This window comes from Paenibacillus sp. FSL H7-0690 (genome assembly GCF_037980415.1).
GTDB lineage: Bacteria > Bacillota > Bacilli > Paenibacillales > Paenibacillaceae > Paenibacillus_AQ > Paenibacillus_AQ odorifer.
This window is the reverse complement of the sequence record NZ_CP150281.1, coordinates 1,007,037-1,024,489: the sequence shown is the minus strand read 5'-3', so window position 1 is coordinate 1,024,489 and position 17,453 is coordinate 1,007,037. Positions and strand designations below refer to the sequence as shown.

Here is a 17,453-nt window from a genome sequence, read left to right as displayed (position 1 = left end):
TTATTACAGGAAAGGAACAACGCAAATGCTATCATACATCCGGTTAACTTTACGCAAAATGTGGTTGTTCCTTGCCAATCTACCGATGGAGCGCAAGCTGATCGTTATCTTTGTCTTTCTGATCTCTCTGCCGATCACTTATGTAAGTTATCTATCGTCCCGCTCCATGTTCAACTCGGTTCTTGTGAATGCGACTGACGGTGCGGGTCAAATGACATCGAATGCTTCAGATACCATCGACCGATATATTGCCGACCTCAAAAGATATACAGCCCTGCCGCTGTATAACACCGATGTGCAAGTCTACCTGACACAGCAAAATACCGACTGGGAAAAAAATACGGGCATGGCGATGTTCCTTAGCTATTTGAATCATACTAAGGAAGAGATCATTGCCGTGTATTTGGTGGATCAGTACGGTTCTGTCTTTTATGATAAAGACGCTGGAATTAATGAACTGTATCCAGAGGAACGATTAGCCAAATGGAGAACCATGAGTGAAGATGCCGGAGCAGCGCCTGTCATTCAGGGCAGACATACGATCCGCACCAACTCGAATGTCCATAAAGAGGTCTTTAGTGTTCTGCGTACGATTAACTCTGTAAGCACATTGCAGAATATAGGAATTCTCGTTTTCGATGTAGACATCAATCTGTTTAAGGGCATTATCGATCCCGTAAATGCAGTTACGCAAGGAAACACGTTCATTGTAGATAACAATGGAGATCTGATTTATGCCAGTGAAGATTCCGCGGTTCCGAATCTGGCTGCCGATACACAAACTCTGAATACAAAGCTGTTGCTGCAGCAAGTAAATCAGCAGCAGGATCATTTTCAAATAGACTTGAATGGCCAGTCTTATCTTGCAGTGTATACCGTCTCGAAACAGACCGGGTGGACCACTATGGTTACGATTCCTTTAACACGTATCCTGTCCCCTGTACAAAAGAATCGTAATACGCTTATCTTGACCACACTGATTATCATTGCTTTTGCACTTTTTGTTGCGACTATAATTTCCCATGCCCTGACCAAACCCCTTAAATCCTTGGTCCGCTTAATGAAACGGGTGCAGCATGGTAATCTGGATGTCTGGCAGCATTCCAAATATAATGATGAAATTGGGATGCTGGGCAGTCATTTTAATCGGATGATCATAAGGATCAAAGATCTGTTACAAGAAGTGTCCATCACGGAGAAACGGAAGCAAAAGGCTGATATGCGGGCGCTTCAAAACCAGATTAATCCCCATTTTATTTATAATACGCTGGAATCCATCCGCATGCTTGCAGAGAGCAATGATGATCCACGTGTGGCGAAGCTAACCTATTTACTTGGGCTTCAAATGCGTTACAGCATTGTCCGAAACGAAGAGGCTGTTACAATTAGACAAGAGCTGGATCATGTGAGAAATTATTATCAGCTGCTGGAAATCCGATTCCCAGACAAGTTCAGACTTAACATCGACGTGCCGGACGAATTCCTTCATCTTTCTGTTATTAAGCTTGTCTTTCAACCGATCGTAGAAAATGCTGTCTTTCACGGTTTGGATCAAAAGGTAGGACTGGGCACCTTGAGCATCACCGCATGGAGCGAGCATGGAGATGCCGTATTCTGTGTAGAAGATGATGGGATCGGTATGGATGAAGCCACCCTTCGTTCCTTAAACAATAGTCTGCAGACTGGAACGGACAATGAAAGGTTCGGGATTGGACTACGAAATGTAAATGAAAGAATTCGCCTGCATTACGGCAGTTCGTTTGGTCTGCTTGTTGAGAGTGAGCTTGGAATCGGCACTCGTGTTACCCTGCGCATTGCGGATATTAACGCTAAATACAGTGAAGATGAATTTATTTAGGAGAGGGGCTGCTCAGATTGCTGCGTATTGCGATTGTGGATGATGAGATCTTAATCCGCGAAGGACTGGCCCGAATGATCAGTAAAGAAAGCGCCGAATTTCTGGTCATCGGCACCTACTCCGACGGAAAACATCTATTAGATAAGTTAAGCACACTTCAACTTGATGTTGTGATTACAGATATTCGTATGCCGCAAATCAATGGCTTGGAGCTGATTAAACAGTTAAAAGCCACCCATCCGCAGATCTACTCTATTCTAATGAGTGGATTTGTTGAATTTAATTATGCCCGAGAAGCCATCCGCAGCTCAGCTGTAGACTATTTATTAAAACCAATTAATAAAGAGCAGCTGTTCGAGTTGCTTTATCGGCTAGACAAAGAACGGCAGCTCGCGCGCGACAAGGAAGAACGCCACCGTTCCGGGCTTTTATTGACAGTCTTACATATCGAAGAGCCCTCTTCCCCTCTCCTATTATCCAGCCTTACCTTGCCCCAGCCTTATTTCTCGGTCTTTGTCCTCAAAGGGAGCGCCAGAGAAACCGTCTGCTCCTGCGCAGACAGTCTGCGGCAAGAGAAGGCGTTGAGCTTCGACAGCTTGGAGATTCAAAAAGGACTCTACGTCTGGATTGTATATTCTGCTGAGCCGCTGTCAGACAACGATTTAAAAGATATCGGTGACATTATGCGGATATCTGCACACGGAAAGATCCTACATGTAGGTACCAGCGGTTGTTATAATGAGGTATCCAAGCTTAGACAGGCATACCTAGATGCTAAACAAGCCTGCAACATGGGCATATATAATCCGGGGCCTGTACATTACGCGAATATTCAGAATATTCAACAGCCGGAGATGAACCTCCTGGATCACTTTAATACAATTAGAGAACCGCTGATCCATAACCTGCAGATTCTAAATGTGACAGGCGTCTTAGAATGGATTCATGACCTGTTCTCAGTGCTGAAAGCACAACAAGCCGGTCCTGACCAAATTCTCCGGGTCTGTCGATGGGTTGAAGAAACTGCACAAAAGGAACTGCAAGAATTCGAGGCCCGCAATAAAAGTGCTCCCGACCTCAGGTTGGACGACAGAATCGCGTCCAGTATGAGCTTTTGCGACATTGAGGAGATGTTTACCGCTCATTTCACAAACATTCTGACCGAAATCAGAACCCATCGTCTGGAGATGTCCGGCACAGCCATAGAAACCATAAAACGCTGGATATCCGCTAACTATAATCAGCATGCGGATCTGAACACTTTGGCAAATATGGTTTTTTTGACTCCAAGCTATTTAAGCAAGCTGTTCAAGCAAGAGACCGGACTTACACTGACGGACTACATCACGGAAATTCGGCTGCGCAAAGCCAAACATCTGCTCAAGAATGCTCCCGACCTGAAGGTTCACGAGATTGGGGCAGAGGTTGGATATGGCGATCCCGCCTACTTCAACAAGCTTTTTAAACGTGTTGTCGGGGTTACACCCAATGAATATAAACGAATTAGTATTGTATAAGGAGATCGATCACTTGCATTCAGAGCTTCAAAGAAATAGCGAAAATCATGAAATAACCGTCTACGACACAACAGAACTATATGGTGAAAAAGGCTCCTTCCGTGTTATGCAGTTCTCGAATCATGCCACTCAAGGTGCGATGGATCTTAATGACCCGCAACGAATTCTCTTTGAATATCCGCGGGCCATCATTCACTTCATGGAGTTCAACCTCCCCTCTTTTGAGGATGTTTTTCTTATTGGGCATGGAATTGGAACAATTGCCGGACATTTTCCGGATAAAAGATTTAAAGTAGCCGAGCTAGACAAACAAGTAGTCGAATTAAGCCGCCGCTGCTTTGGATATAGTCAAGATAACGTAGTGATCGGTGACGGACGTCAGATCCTTGAAGGCGAAGCCCCGCAGGTATATGATTACATCATTTTGGATGCCTTTACTGCCGCTGGTACACCAAGGCATTTGATCTCCCGTGAATTTTTCAGTATTACCCGTTCGAAGTTGAACACAAGCGGATATATTCTCATGAATCTAATGGGAAAAGGTGAACATGACCCGCTGATCAACGCGATTTATACAACGCTAGCCGAAGAGTACGCCTATATCAGAGCCTTTTCCCTGCCTTCAGAAGGGGCCGCCGATATCCAAAATATCATTATGGTTGGCGGCAGCACCCCTATCCGCTTTCAAGCCCGCCATTTGGCTGGCTTCAAAGAAATACAGCTGGGACAAGGATATCTGATTCAGGATTAAATCAGGATTAACTATAAAAAATGACCTCATCCTCCACTTCACTGTGGATTTCGAGGTCATTTTTGGGTTGTTTTCATACGGCACCATTTAAACCGGATTAGGCACAAAGCTGCCACCACGGCAATATTTCAAGTAATTCAATGCATGCACCTGGCCGGTCATTTCCAGCTCATCACGATACACTGGATCATGCCAGCCTTCGATATCAATCGTACCTTTATAACCCGCTTGGCGCAGGATGGTGATTACATCTACCCAATTGGTATCCCCGAAGCCAGGGGTCCGGTCCCATACATAAGGTTTGGGGCCATGAATACCGTATTCCTTGACGATGTCCCAAGCGATGGTCGCATCCTTGCCATGCACATGGAATACTTTATCCATCCATTTGCGCAGCTGCGGAAGCGGATCAATCAATGCGATCATCTGGTGGCAAGGCTCCCATTCCAATCCCAGATTATCCGCCGGAACGGCATTGAACATCTTCTCCCAGGCCGAAGGATTGTGAGCGATGTTCCACTCTCCGCTCTTCCAATTTCCGCCCATAGCGCAGTTCTCAAAAGCAATCCGCAGGCCACGATCTGCCGCTCTCTTCGCCAGTTCTCCGAACACCTCTGTAAACTTCGGGATGGACTCATCAATGGACAAACCTGGCAATCGGCCAGTGAAGCCGCCTATAATATCTGTGCCAAATAAATGTGCATGATCAATCAGCCGCTCCCAGCTGGCCAACGTGTCGGCATTGTCGCCGCTGCCTGCGAGCGGATTGCCATAGATGCCCACAGAAGAGATGACAAAATCATGTTCAGCAGCTAACTCCCTCAGTCGTGCAGCCGTTTCTATCAAATCGGTTTCGCCGGTGGTCTGCCAAAAGTTCAGATTAAATGATTCAAATCCATGCCCCACAATTTGTGGAATGACCTTAACGGCTTCTCCACCACGAACAATCGTACCTATTCTCAGTGTATCTTGCATTTGGGTTCCACTCCAATAAAGGTTTATAGTGTGATCTTAACGAGGTTTAATCATCTTGCAGGAACCACGCTTGAGCAATACCGCATCATAGACAATATGCTGATGGTTTGATCGTCCGGAAATGAGGTCGAACAGAACACCTACACTGGATAAGGCCATTTCCGTACCCGGCTGGCTGATTGTATCAAGAGAAGGATGATAATATTCAGCCATCTCGATCCCGTCAAAGCCAATGATCGAAATGTCATCAGGGATAGATAACCCCGCGGTAAGCACCGCTTTGGCAGCACCGATGGCAATTGTGTCGGAAGCGGCAAATATAGCTGTAATTCCCTTGTTCTTGTTGAGCAGTCTTCGCGCAGCATTAAATCCCGAGCTGGGACTGTATTCACAATCCTCAACCAACCCTGAATCATAGGGCAGACCCTGCTCTTCGAGTGCTTTTTTGTAGCCTAAATACCGCCGGTTGCCCGTGGTTTCATCCAATAATGGAGACTTGGCTAAAAAGCCGATATTCGTATGACCTAATGAGATCAAATAATTGGTAGCCTTATAGGCTTCCTTCGTTTCATTGATAATAACGCTGGAAAAAATAAGCGGGTTCACCTCCTGCGTTGAGGTGATCGTTGTCAGCACAAACGGAACCGTCAGTTGTTTGAACTTCTCTTCAGAATGATCATAGGTTCCACCCATGAAGATAATCCCGCACAGATTCTTCTCCTTCACCAGTTGAATTGCAGCATTGATTTCATCGGTCCCATCCTCTACTTGCTGGATAAGAAACGGGTAGCCCCGCAGATTGACCTGCCGTTCAATTTCTCTGATCATATTAGAGAAAAAAGGATTGGTAATCCCCTTGACCATAAGTGCAATGTTCTTAGATTGTGTAGTTTTCAAATTCCGCGCGTTGGAATTGGGAATATAATTGTATTCCTTAACCACACTCATCACTTTCTCACGTGTAGACTTGCTCACCGGTCCCTTGTTATTGATTACCCTGGAGACCGTCGAGATGCCCACACCGGAAATCCGCGCGATATCCTTGATATTTACATCCACTTTACTCCCCCATTTATGGGTAAAGGAGCTATATCGAATTATAGCTCCCTTACACCCCTTAACTTTCTTTAGTTGACAGGAACAAACGCAGCCAATTGCTTCTCTACTTCGGCAATGACCTTGTCAACTCCTGCTTTTTTCAGCTGATCGCGGTACTCTGCAACAGCTGCTTTTGGATCTTTGCTTGTTTTACCAAGCATCAATTGAATACCAAGCTGTGAATTCACGTTGGAAATCGAAGCAATTTCAGTTGTAACATTGGTTGGATCAAAGCTGAAGCCATTGTAAGGATCATCGATAGCCACTTTATCCCATTCTGCGAATAAGGAGTTACGGATTGGGTTTTCTGTATCCGTAGGAACTACGAATTTGTCATTACGAAGTGACCAAGCAGCGAAACCTCCGCCGTCCGTTTTATCGTTGAAGCCTGCAGGCTGCTTTTTAACACCATTTTCCATCACATATTGTTTGCCTTCAATACCGTTTTGGATGAGGTTGTAGTAGCTTTCATCGGTCATGAACTTCTCGATCACCATCAGAGCGCGCTCTGGATTAGCTGAGTTCGTGCTGATTACAGTCGAGTTGTCAACGCCCATCTTACGTTTGATCTTCTTATTAGCTTCCGCAAAAGTAAAGAAGTAAGGATCTGATTCCGGTTGTGCCTTCAAATCCGCACCGTATTGGCCGATCCAGTCCTGAGCATGAGTCAAATAACCTGCGGAGTTAGCTGCTCTGAAGTTATCCTTGCTGCCTAGGGTCGCAGACAGCACATCTTTACTCCAGTAACCCTTATCCGCCCATTCACGCATCTTCACAGCCCAATCTTCAAATTCCTGAGTGAAGGCTGGATGGAAGACGGTCTTGTAGTCCTCTGGACTTTTGGTCACAAGATTCAGCTCATTCAAAGATATACCAGGAGCGTTAAGCCACATCCCTGTAGTATCTACGAGCATTCTGAACATATTGGCTGCATCTTCTGCCTTGCCGTTAATTGGTGGGAAGGACTCATTAGCAACCACATTATCCATGTATTTAACCATATCATCAATGGAAGTGATTTTGTCCATTCCATATTTCTTCAGCAAGTCAGAACGATAGGCATAACCGGCAGGTGTGTATTCGCTATAAAGACTTGGTACACCATAAATTTTGCCTTTGTATTTTGTATTCTCCCACACACTTTCCGGGATTTCCGCTTTTAGCTTAGGAGCAACTTTATCCAGCATATCTGTAAGGTCCACTAGAGCGCCTTCACTAGCCAATGTGAAATAAGACACCGGAGCTCCGGGAGATGCATGCGACATATCAAATTCTTCGCCTGAAGCAAATAGCAGCGGGTACTTAGTAGCGATATCCGGCCAGTCAATATACTTCACTTCAATCGTAGCGTTTAGATCAGCCTTGAGCTTCTTGTTAATCTCAGCGAGGATTTCTTTATTTTTAACTCCTTCGCTGCCCCACAGGTAGTACACCAGCTTAGCTTCCTTGGAAGTATCCACTCCGCCTGCATTGGCTGAAGCCTCTGGAGCTTTCGTGGCTGCCGGATCATTACTCGGCTCATTGTTGTTCTTGGATGTGCAGGCTGTCAGTGCTCCAGTAAGCATGAGGACAGCAATTAAAGAAGACGCGATCTTTTTACCTTTCATTTAGGTAAGCCTCCCTTTTCTCTTCTATTTATGAAACTTTCATTTATAATAAACGCTCTTCGAAAAGAAGATTGCGTCCATTAACCCTTTACAGCCCCGATGGTGAGGCCTGTTACGAAATAACGCTGTACAAATGGATACAGGAGAATAATCGGTCCAGTGGCCAGCACAGCTGTAGCCATCTTGATGGATTGCGTCGGAAGATCAGCAGTATTGATGACCGCTCCCGAGTTGATTAACGCTCCTAAGTTCGTCTGATTGACCATTCGCTGCAAAAAGTATTGGAGCGGATATTTCGTCGGACTGTCAATATACAACATCCCGTTATACCACTCATTCCAAAAGCCTAGTGCTGAGAAAAGCCCAATAGTAGCCAAGGATGGAACCGCCAGCGGAATAAATATCCGCCAATAGATGCGAAAGTCGCCAGCACCGTCAATGGTAGCGGATTCATATAAGGAATCCGGAATCGCCTTCATGAAATTACGCATCAGGAAGATGGACCATGCACCAACTACACCCGGAAGAATCATGGCGAATAAGCTGTCCTTCATATGCAGGTGCTTAACCATCAGGATGTATGTCGGAATCAAGCCGCCACTGAATAGTGTTGTAAAGTAAATCAAGAAGGAAAAGAAGTTGCGGTACTTGAAATCCTTACGGTTGAGCACGAATCCGGCCATCGACATCATAAACAGTCCGAGTACCGTACCCACTACGGTGATGAAGATAGTTACCTGATAAGCATTCACCAGCTGAGTAGAGTTGTTGAATAGCATCTCGTAAGCCTTAAAGGAAAATGCCTTCGGCAGCAGCTTGTAGCCTTCACGAACAATTTCCTGCTCGTTCATGAACGATGAGGAGATCATCAACGCGAAGGGAAATAAACAGAATAGCGCAAAGATAGCGATACAGATATAACTGACTGCTTTTATGAGAATGCTTCCGGAATCCTGTTTGATTGTACTCTTTTCCATATTTATCACCCCTGTTTCGTGTCTAGTCTTAGAACAAAGCGCTGTCCGGTTCTACCTTGCGTACAATAAAGTTAACTACAAGCACCAGGATCAGACCGAATAAGGATTGGTAGAAGCCCACTGCGGCACCCATAGAGAAGTTGAATTGTCCCACCAGTGAACGGAAGACATAGGTATCGATGATATCTGTCTGCGGATACAGTACAGAGTTCGTACCGATCAGATTATAGAAAAGGTCAAAGGATCCCTTGAGAATTCCACCCATACCGAACAGTAGAAGCAGAATAAAGGTTGGCTTCAGAATCGGCAAGGTCATATAACGGATTCGCTGCCAGGTAGTCGCTCCATCCATATAAGCAGCCTCGTACAGATCATGATTAATCCCTGTGATCGTTGCCAGATAAACAATCATTCCATATCCGGTACCCGCCCAGATCTTGAAAGCCACAATAATATATTTCCAGATGCCCGGATCGGAATAGAACTCGTAACGGTCTAGCCCCATTCCAGTTAACATCGTATTGATAAACCCGGAATTGAAATTGAATATATTGTAGGCAAACACACCGACGATAACCATGGAGATGAAATTCGGTAACAGGATAACGGATTGTGATATTTTTTTGAACCACTTGCCTGAGATCTCAGACAACATAATGGCAAATACTATTTGAATGATATTACCTAAAGCCAGGAAGACGATATTATAGAGCAGCGTATTCTTGGTAATATTCCATAGATCCCCATTTTGAACCAGAAACTCAAAGTTCTTAAGGCCGATAAAGTCACTTCCAAAAATCCCCTTATTGAGCTTGTAATCTACAAATGCGACGTAAGCTCCAGGCATTACAGCATAGTGAAAGATAACGAAATATACGATTACAGGCAGCAACATTAGAAAAAGAACTTTGTTCTTAATGACTTCCCGAACAATGTTTCCACCCACAAGCTTCAGTCTCGCCAAAGTGCCCACCTCCAATTTGAAAGATGCATTCAGTCACATGCATAAATTACCTTCCTTTCTTGTCCAGCAGCCAGAATAAAAACAGTTTGCCCAACCTTCATAAAAAAGTGTATCGAGCGTTGTAGAAACGTTTCCAGTGTTTCTGTAAAACTCTCTGTGTGAGAAGCATACTCCCAAAATGTATGCGCTGTCAATTCATTTTATTTTTGAATTACAAGTACTAAAGTTACATATTTCACGTAAAAAAATATAAATTAGCTGTTTTTCTAAAGGCGATTGACTTTTTTTGGTGTTCAGACTAATATCGAGGTGTATCGTTTGTGGAAACGTTTTTATTCTTTTCTTTCATAGACATGTCAGTCTCCATATGTAACATCTTAATGATGCAATCCTCTTCTAATTTAATTCATGTCTCATCCTGTATCCGAAGAGAGAAATGCTATGATTTTCACAACAATTGAACCTGATTATAGCTCAGGCCCATTCCGCATCTCGGAGCTGTGTGCCAGGAGAGTTAACGGTTCACTCCCATCCTTATCGCCTATCTAACGTAAGTTTTGCTAATAAAATCATGCTTACGCTGCCTGGCGGGGAACTACACATCTATTTAACAAACTAACTTTCAATGCGCTCACGAGGAAGGAGTTAACCATGACTAAAACGTTTATCCAAGATCTTGTGAACGATATGACCCTGGACGAAAAGCTGGCCCAATTAACCCAGCTAGGTCCTCACTATTGGGGTTTGGACGATACCGTGGATTTAACCGGACCATTTAAGGAACTGAACATTAAGCCGCAGGTAATGGAGAGCATCGGAAGTGTTCTGAACGGTATTGGAGCCCGGAATGTAATCGAGCAACAGACCCGACATTTGCAAACCAGCCGACAAAAGATTCCTCTGCTCTTCATGGCGGATGTCATTCACGGCTACCGGACCATCCTCCCGATTCCGCTGGCCATGGGCAGCAGCTTTGACCTTGAAGCCTGTGAAAGGTTTGCTGAAATCGCCGCCAAGGAGAGTGCGGCTGCCGGCATTCACGTCACCTTCTCGCCCATGACTGATCTCGTACGCGACCCGCGCTGGGGACGTGTCATGGAGACATCTGGTGAGGATCCCTATCTGAATGCCCGTGTCACCGAAAGTATGGTGCGGGGTTATCAGGGCAAGGACCTAAAAGAAAAAGGACGCATCGCCGCCTGTGTGAAGCACTTCGCTGGTTATGGTGCTCCCGAAGGCGGACGGGAATACAACACGGTGGATATGTCTTCCGGCGTATTGCGTGAGTTCTACCTGCCAGCCTATAAGGCTGCCGTAGATGCTGGTGTGGCCATGGTGATGGCCGCATTTAATACCATTGACCGTATCCCGGCAAGTGGTAATTCCGAACTTCTTCGCGGGATTTTACGGGAAGAATGGGGCTTCAACGGCGTTACCATCGCCGATTTCAATTCCGTTAATGAGCTGATTCCCCATGGCGCCGCGATAGATGGCCGTGAGGCAGCCGAGAAAAGTCTGGCTGCTGGGCTGGATATTGAGATGATGTCCACTCACTATCTAAACCACGGCGCTGCTCTGGTCGAGGAAGGAAAGCTTGATATCGCCTTGATCGATGAAGCTGTTATCCGGGTGCTTGAGCTCAAGGACGCGCTTGGCTTGTTCGATAATCCATTTAAGGATGCAGATCCGCTGGTGGATGAGGCTCCGAAACCTAGCGCGGAGCATCTGCAGGCCGCACGGGAGCTTGGAGCTAGCTCAGTTGTACTGCTCAAAAACGACAATGATGCTTTGCCCCTTAAACGTGGCATGAAGATTGGTCTGGCTGGTCCTTTCGCCACCTCCATTCATGTGCTGGGCGGTTGGGCCGGGACAGAAAAAGATCCGGCTGTATCACTCTACACCGGCATTTCGCAAAAAACATCTGCCGAAAATATTTTTACGGCCATGACTGGTGAGCTGGGAAGCATGCTTGAGGGTGTTTTTGATGTGAAGGATGAAATTGAAGACGCCTACCAGGCGCTGAAGGATTGTGATGTAATTCTCGCCGCTGTCGGTGAGAACCAGCAGGATACCGGGGAAGGCGGAAGCAAATCCAATCTCCGCCTATCAGCCAATCAGGAGAAGCTGATCTGGCGTCTGAAGGCTACCGGCAAAAAGGTCGTCACCATTGTATTCAGCGGCAGACCACTGGAGCTGAAACCCGTTCTTGATGCCAGCGACGCTCTGCTGCAGGCTTGGTTTCTGGGTACAGAGTCAGGAAATTCGCTGGCCGATGTGCTGTTCGGAGATTATAATCCTTCCGGACGTTTATCGATGAGCTTCCCCTACTCGGTTGGGCAAATTCCTGTCTATTACAATGCTTATCAAACGGGACGTCCTTATGATCCTATGTATCCTAATGTGCGTTACGTGACCCGTTATCTGGACTGCCCGAATGACCCGCTGTTCTGTTTTGGTTATGGCCTGAGCTATTCCAAGTTTGCTTACAACAGCTTCAATGTTGAAGCTGCGGATCGGGTGGTTGCCTCCATTGAAGTAGAGAATACTTCGGACATCGCCGGCAAGGAAACCGTTCAGCTCTACATCCACGACGTCAGCGCAAGTGTCGTGCGCCCGGTCAAGGAACTGAAAGGCTTCCAGCAGATTACACTCGCACCGCATGAGAAACAGGTGGTTTCCTTCGAAATCACCAGAGAAATGTTAATGTTCTACGGAAAAGACGATCAGTTGGTCTTCGAGCCTGGGGAATATGATATTATGATCGGTAGAAACTCTGGAGATCATTGCACTCAGCGGATCTGGATCGGCTGACCTGCGTATAGCTATGCTTCTAACGACGTCAGCCCTTATTGCCCTCTTGGCGCAATGAGGGGTTGGCGCCTCCACAGCTTGCTATTCAATATTCGATAGTAAGGGAGATTATTCTAATGAGACACAGTTTATCATTTCAGCAAGATGGCACTTTTAAAATCGTACAATTTACCGATCTGCACTGGATGGATGGAAGAGCTGAGGATCAGCTTACCGAGGTACTGATGGAACGCATTCTGGATGCGGAACAACCTGATCTTGTGGTTTTCACGGGAGATCTTATTTACACGGGTCCTGTATCACCGGGAAACAAGGCATGCGAGCACCCCGCACAAGCTTTTCGTGAGGCTGTCGCTGCCGTGGAGAGATCCGGCATCCCTTGGACCTTTGTATTTGGCAACCATGACACAGAAACTCTGATTTCAAAGAGTGAACTGATGCAAATTGCCCTGGAACATCCCCACTGCCTGACCGAAGCCGGTCCAGAAGAGCTGGAAGGCTCGGGCAATTACACTCTTGAAATTAAAGATCAGGAGGACGACTCGGCTGCTATTTTGTATTTTCTGGACTCTGGCGGCTACTCCGAGTATGAGGATATCCCGGGCTACAATTGGATTGGGCGGAATCAGATCAACTGGCTGACGGCTGAATCTGTGCGGCTGAATCCGAAGACTGCTGAGAACAGGCTGCCTGCCTTGGCTTTCTTCCATATTCCAATTCCCGAATATCGGGATGTCTGGTCTACACAAGTCTGTCATGGGCATAAGTTTGAGCGTGTATGCTCACCTGAGGTGAACTCGGGCTTATTCTCAGCTTTGCTGGAAATGGGTGATGTGCTTGGCACCTTCTGCGGACATGACCATATCAACGATTTTAGCGGCAGCCTGTATGGCATACGTCTTTCTTATGGCCGTGCTACCGGCTACAATACTTATGGAAAAGAAGGCTTTATGCGGGGAGCACGCGTCATCGAACTGGTCAAAGGCACTCAAGACTTCAATACCTGGCTTCGTCTTGATGACGGATCCGTTATAAATGAACAGCCGATTCATATGCCTGAACCTGCTGCCGATTCAGGACATTAATCTTTTATAGGATTAAATTTTAATAGTGATTAAATGAACCAGTGCGCAGATGTTACGCTGGTTCATTTTTTTGTGCAAATATTAGCTTGTCTCCATATTCCCCATTACATCACTTTTTTTGTTAAAATAGAGAAGTCGACGTATTAAGCACTACAGCGTCAGTCATGGAAACGGAGGCAAGTACCTGTGGATTATATTATTCTGGACATCGAATTCAACGGCCGTAAGTTTGCCAGCGAGCACCCTATGGAGGTCATTGAGATTGGAGCCGTCCGGTTAGACTCTTCACTGCAGTATAAGGATGAATTTTCTTCCTTGATCAAACCTATATATTTCTCCACCCTGAATTCCTTTATTAAGAAAAAAACGGGTATCCCTCAAGAGGAAATCGATATTGCCGCTCGCTTCCCCAAAGTCATCACTGCTTTTAGAGAGTGGCTTGATCTAAGCACAGACGGAGTTCTGCTGCTTACCTGGGGTGGCGAAGACATGAAGCGAATCATTCAGGATGTGCGCATGCACAAGATGGACGAATCCTACTGGATGTCCGCTACGTATTTCGATTTGCTCAAAGGAGTTCTTCGTGCGCGTGGTCTTAGCAATGATGTCAGCGTGGAAAGCGCGATGGCATTGTTTGAGCTTGAGCCTACTGGATCTGCACACCGGGCGCTGGATGATGCACAGATGACATCAGAGATCTTCCGCGCCGTGTTTAAGGATCTGGATTTTGAGCGTTCACAGCATTACGTAGATACCTTCTCCAATGCCAAAGAACGCAAAACAGTTAAGGTAGCCATAAAGGCTATGACCTCACAAAAAATTGTACCTACCTGGGACCTTGTCGTTGAACACTACTTCTCAGACAAAGCAACCCTTGCGGACCCTCGTAAGCTGGAGGAATTGCACAATTATTTCACAGCACAAATGGGTCATAAATAAATTCAAGCAGCAGCAAAGCTCAACATAGCTCAACATTATAGACTTATTCATAGCAGCGGCAGACTTCCCCATGATCATTCAGAGGGTAGCTGTCGCTGTTTTGGATATGCTAAAAAAACCATTTGACCTTCACGTTACGTAAAGGTGTACATTTGGTTTGTAGGAGGTGATACTACGGAATACACAGTGCAGAAGCTCGCAGAGTTAGCTGGAATCAGCACACGGACCCTGCGCTACTACGATGAGTTTGGCATTCTTAAGCCGGCGAGAATCAACTCTTCGGGGTATCGTATCTATGGCCGTACCGAAGTAGATCTACTACAGCAAATTTTATTTTATCGGGAGCTTGGCTTAAGTCTGGAACGTATCAAGGCTATTATGACAGAGCCCTCATTCGACGGAGCCAAAGCGCTGCGGGAGCATCATGACAAGCTACTGGAAAAAAGACAGCAATTAGATCTATTAATCGCTAACGTCGAAAAGACGCTGGCTCAAAAAGAAGGGAGAATTACCATGAGTGATACTGAAAAATTCGAAGGCTTTAAACAAAAGCTGGTAGATGACAACGAAAAGAAATATGGCCAAGAAATAAGGGAGAAATACGGAGATGACACCATTAATCAATCCAACCAAAAGCTTAAAGGAATGACAGAAGATCAATATGCCGCTATACAACAGCTTGAGGAAGAGATGTTCGAAACACTCTTGCAAGCAATGGAGCATGGAGATCCTGCCAGTGTATTAGCGCAAAAAAGTGCAGACCTACACCGTGAGTGGCTCTCCTTCTACTGGAATTCCTATTCCAAAGAAGCTCATGCTGGTGTTGCACAATTGTATGTTGATGATGAACGTTTTACCGAATACTATGACAAACGCCGCCCTGGACTCGCTGCGTTTCTAAGAGATGCCGTACATGTATATACGGGAAAAAATGCGTAAGCGCACGAACAATATTTTAAAATAGAAAAAGGCATCCGGATACTCCGGATGCCTTTTTTTTGAGGCAATAGCAATCAGCAGAAATCACAGACTGTGGTGCAGCAGCGACAATGTATTCCGAAGCTCAGCGACAGCTACCTGGCCAGGTGCAGAAGGTTTATGTGCAGCTCCGAAGGTAAGCGCTGAACCAAAAACTTCACCTGCCAAACGGCTGATCACCCCGGCTCCCGCCATAGACATCGTTATAATCGGACGGTCTGCATATTTTTCCTTCATGATGTGTGTAGCTTCCAGCAAAGTTAGCACATCGCCTGCATCTTGGGGCATAACGGCAATTTTGGGCAAATCCCCGCCAAGCTCCTGCGCCTTGCATAACCGTGAGATGATCTCCTCTTTAGGAGGTGTACCCTGAAAATCATGATTTGAAATAATGACAGACACGTTATGAGCATGAGCAGCTTCGACCAGTAGCTTTACATCCTGCTCATCATTAAATAGTTCAACATCTATTATATCTACTAGACCGCTCTCGGCAGCAGCTTTATTCAGTGCTGTGTAATATTCCGTGCTGACTTGCTTCTCTCCGCCTTCTTTTGCACTCCGAAAAGTAAAAATCAGCGGCAGATCTGGAATCACAGAACAGATTTCGCTTAGTGCGTTCTTTACAGCTGCAACGTCTTCCACTTCAGCAAAAAAATCCGTCCGCCACTCCACCAAATCAGGTTGCAGTACTTTCAGCGCTTCCGCTTCCTGCTTCAGCTCAGACAAGGTCGCTCCAATTAGCGGAACACATATCTTAGGGATTCCTTCGCCGATGATCACATTTTTAACGGTTACTGTTCTGCTCATTATTTAAGCTCCTTATCCTATCTCATCTAGTATAGATCTTGAATATCCTGTACTGTCTATTCTACAGCGATTTAAGTTTTAGAAATTGCTCGACCTCGGACAACTGCGGCAATGAAGGGATCGCCCCTTCTTTCCCTACAGCCAATGCACCTACAGCATTAGCGAAGCTCACGGCTTTCTCCAAGGTCTTCCCTATGACCAGCTGCTGGGCTAATGCGCCATTAAATGAGTCACCGGCAGCAACTGTATCTACCGCCTTTACCGGGAAGCCTGGAACAGCCTTGGCACCTTCAGCATTCACAATCAGGGCACCTTTTGAACCCAAGGTTACAATTACGTTCTGTACTCCTTTTTGCAGCAAAATACGGGCTGCCTGCTCAGCAGTCTCTGCGCTATCCACAGTCATTCCGGACAAAATCCCGGCTTCCGTCTCATTAGGTGTCAGGTAAGATACCTGAGCCAGCATCTCATCCTTTAGCACTCTAGCTGGTGCAGGATTAAGGATGACCGGAATCCCCTTACGATGGGCAATCGCAATCGCCTGCTCACTCATCGCCAGATCCATTTCAAGCTGCAGCACAATGATCTTAGCCTGGCTAATCACAGCCTCCAATGCCTGAATATCCTCTACCGTAAGCTCAATATTCGCTCCAGGTACCACGATAATCCGATTTTCTCCATCTTCTTCAATAACGATTGAGGCGACTCCTGTTGCCTCATGTTCACTTACAGAAATATGCTCTATATGAATGCCTTCATTCCTGATAATCTCCAGCATTTCGCTACCAAAGGTATCTTTTCCAACTCTTCCGATCATACTAACCTCTGCACCCAGACGTGCTGCGGCAACGGCCTGATTTGCCCCTTTTCCGCCAGGAGATAGAGCAAAGGCTTGTCCAATCAGGGTTTCTCCTGCATTTGGTGACCGGTTTGTACGTACCACCATATCCATATTCAAGCTTCCAATCACAACTATATCCAACTTAGACACCACCATTAATTATTTCTTCAATCTCTTTATCTTAGGGGCTTCTGTCCACTTTATCAATCAATTCCGCTCAATTGGATTCAAAATGGTTGTTT

14 protein-coding genes are annotated in these 17,453 nt (G+C 45.9%); 7 read left to right on the top strand and 7 right to left on the bottom strand.

The genetic code is table 11. The features are described 5' to 3' along the window. Positions 1-25: 25 nt before the first annotated feature. Genes MHI32_RS04565 through MHI32_RS04555 form a run of 3 tightly spaced genes read left to right on the top strand, consistent with a single transcriptional unit; the run spans position 26 to position 4,126 of the window. A complete protein-coding gene (locus MHI32_RS04565) occupies positions 26-1,858 on the top strand; it encodes a sensor histidine kinase (protein ID WP_076309262.1) in 1,833 nt (610 codons plus the stop codon). A 17-nt stretch (positions 1,859-1,875) separates the two neighbouring features. Continuing rightward, positions 1,876-3,375 carry a response regulator gene (locus MHI32_RS04560; RefSeq protein ID WP_312149585.1) on the top strand — a complete coding sequence of 500 codons (1,500 nt, stop codon included), beginning with the start codon at positions 1,876-1,878 and terminating at the stop codon, positions 3,373-3,375. After that, the gene (locus MHI32_RS04555; RefSeq protein WP_081387266.1) at positions 3,347-4,126 is read left to right on the top strand and encodes a fused MFS/spermidine synthase; all 780 of its coding nucleotides are present in this window, start codon (positions 3,347-3,349) and stop codon (positions 4,124-4,126) included. The genes MHI32_RS04560 and MHI32_RS04555 overlap by 29 nt, the downstream gene beginning before the upstream one ends. Positions 4,127-4,213: 87 nt before the next feature. Here MHI32_RS04555 and MHI32_RS04550 read toward each other — a convergent pair whose 3' ends face one another. The 5 genes from MHI32_RS04550 to MHI32_RS04530 form a co-directional block, all read right to left on the bottom strand. Then, positions 4,214-5,101 carry a sugar phosphate isomerase/epimerase family protein gene (locus tag MHI32_RS04550; protein ID WP_076279882.1) on the bottom strand — a complete coding sequence of 296 codons (888 nt, stop codon included), beginning with the start codon at positions 5,099-5,101 and terminating at the stop codon, positions 4,214-4,216. Positions 5,102-5,137: 36 nt separating this feature from the next. Further along, on the bottom strand, positions 5,138-6,160 hold the full coding sequence (locus tag MHI32_RS04545) for a LacI family DNA-binding transcriptional regulator (RefSeq protein WP_036686912.1): 1,023 nt from the start codon (positions 6,158-6,160) through the stop codon (positions 5,138-5,140). 68 nt (positions 6,161-6,228) lie between these two features. Then, on the bottom strand, positions 6,229-7,806 hold the full coding sequence (locus tag MHI32_RS04540) for a DUF3502 domain-containing protein (protein ID WP_076105428.1): 1,578 nt from the start codon (positions 7,804-7,806) through the stop codon (positions 6,229-6,231). A gap of 80 nt (positions 7,807-7,886) precedes the next feature. Continuing rightward, entirely contained in the window at positions 7,887-8,783 is an 897-nt protein-coding gene (locus MHI32_RS04535) for a carbohydrate ABC transporter permease (RefSeq protein ID WP_076105429.1), read from the bottom strand. A 28-nt stretch (positions 8,784-8,811) separates the two neighbouring features. After that, positions 8,812-9,756, bottom strand: a complete 945-nt coding sequence (locus tag MHI32_RS04530) for an ABC transporter permease subunit (RefSeq protein ID WP_305953820.1) — start codon at positions 9,754-9,756, stop codon at positions 8,812-8,814. A 642-nt stretch (positions 9,757-10,398) separates the two neighbouring features. Here MHI32_RS04530 and bglX point away from each other — a divergent pair. The 4 genes from bglX to MHI32_RS04510 all read left to right on the top strand — a co-directional run bounded on the left by bglX (position 10,399) and on the right by MHI32_RS04510 (position 15,521). Further along, a complete protein-coding gene (gene bglX / locus MHI32_RS04525; protein ID WP_340011961.1) occupies positions 10,399-12,558 on the top strand; it encodes a beta-glucosidase BglX in 2,160 nt (719 codons plus the stop codon). Between the two features lie 116 nt (positions 12,559-12,674). Continuing rightward, entirely contained in the window at positions 12,675-13,643 is a 969-nt protein-coding gene (locus MHI32_RS04520) for a metallophosphoesterase family protein (RefSeq protein WP_340011960.1), read from the top strand. Positions 13,644-13,829: 186 nt separating this feature from the next. Next, the gene (locus MHI32_RS04515; protein ID WP_076279885.1) at positions 13,830-14,582 is read left to right on the top strand and encodes a 3'-5' exonuclease; all 753 of its coding nucleotides are present in this window, start codon (positions 13,830-13,832) and stop codon (positions 14,580-14,582) included. A gap of 186 nt (positions 14,583-14,768) precedes the next feature. Next, positions 14,769-15,521, top strand: a complete 753-nt coding sequence (locus MHI32_RS04510; RefSeq protein WP_076187440.1) for a MerR family transcriptional regulator — start codon at positions 14,769-14,771, stop codon at positions 15,519-15,521. Positions 15,522-15,605: 84 nt separating this feature from the next. Here the strand turns inward: MHI32_RS04510 and aroD are convergent, their stop codons facing one another. Both aroD and rbsK read right to left on the bottom strand, forming a co-directional pair. Beyond that, on the bottom strand, positions 15,606-16,370 hold the full coding sequence (aroD, locus tag MHI32_RS04505) for a type I 3-dehydroquinate dehydratase (protein WP_340011959.1): 765 nt from the start codon (positions 16,368-16,370) through the stop codon (positions 15,606-15,608). A 61-nt stretch (positions 16,371-16,431) separates the two neighbouring features. Continuing rightward, positions 16,432-17,361: a ribokinase gene (gene rbsK, locus MHI32_RS04500; protein WP_340012701.1), complete on the bottom strand. Its 930-nt coding sequence runs from the start codon at positions 17,359-17,361 to the stop codon at positions 16,432-16,434. Between the last annotated feature and the right edge of the window lie 92 nt (positions 17,362-17,453).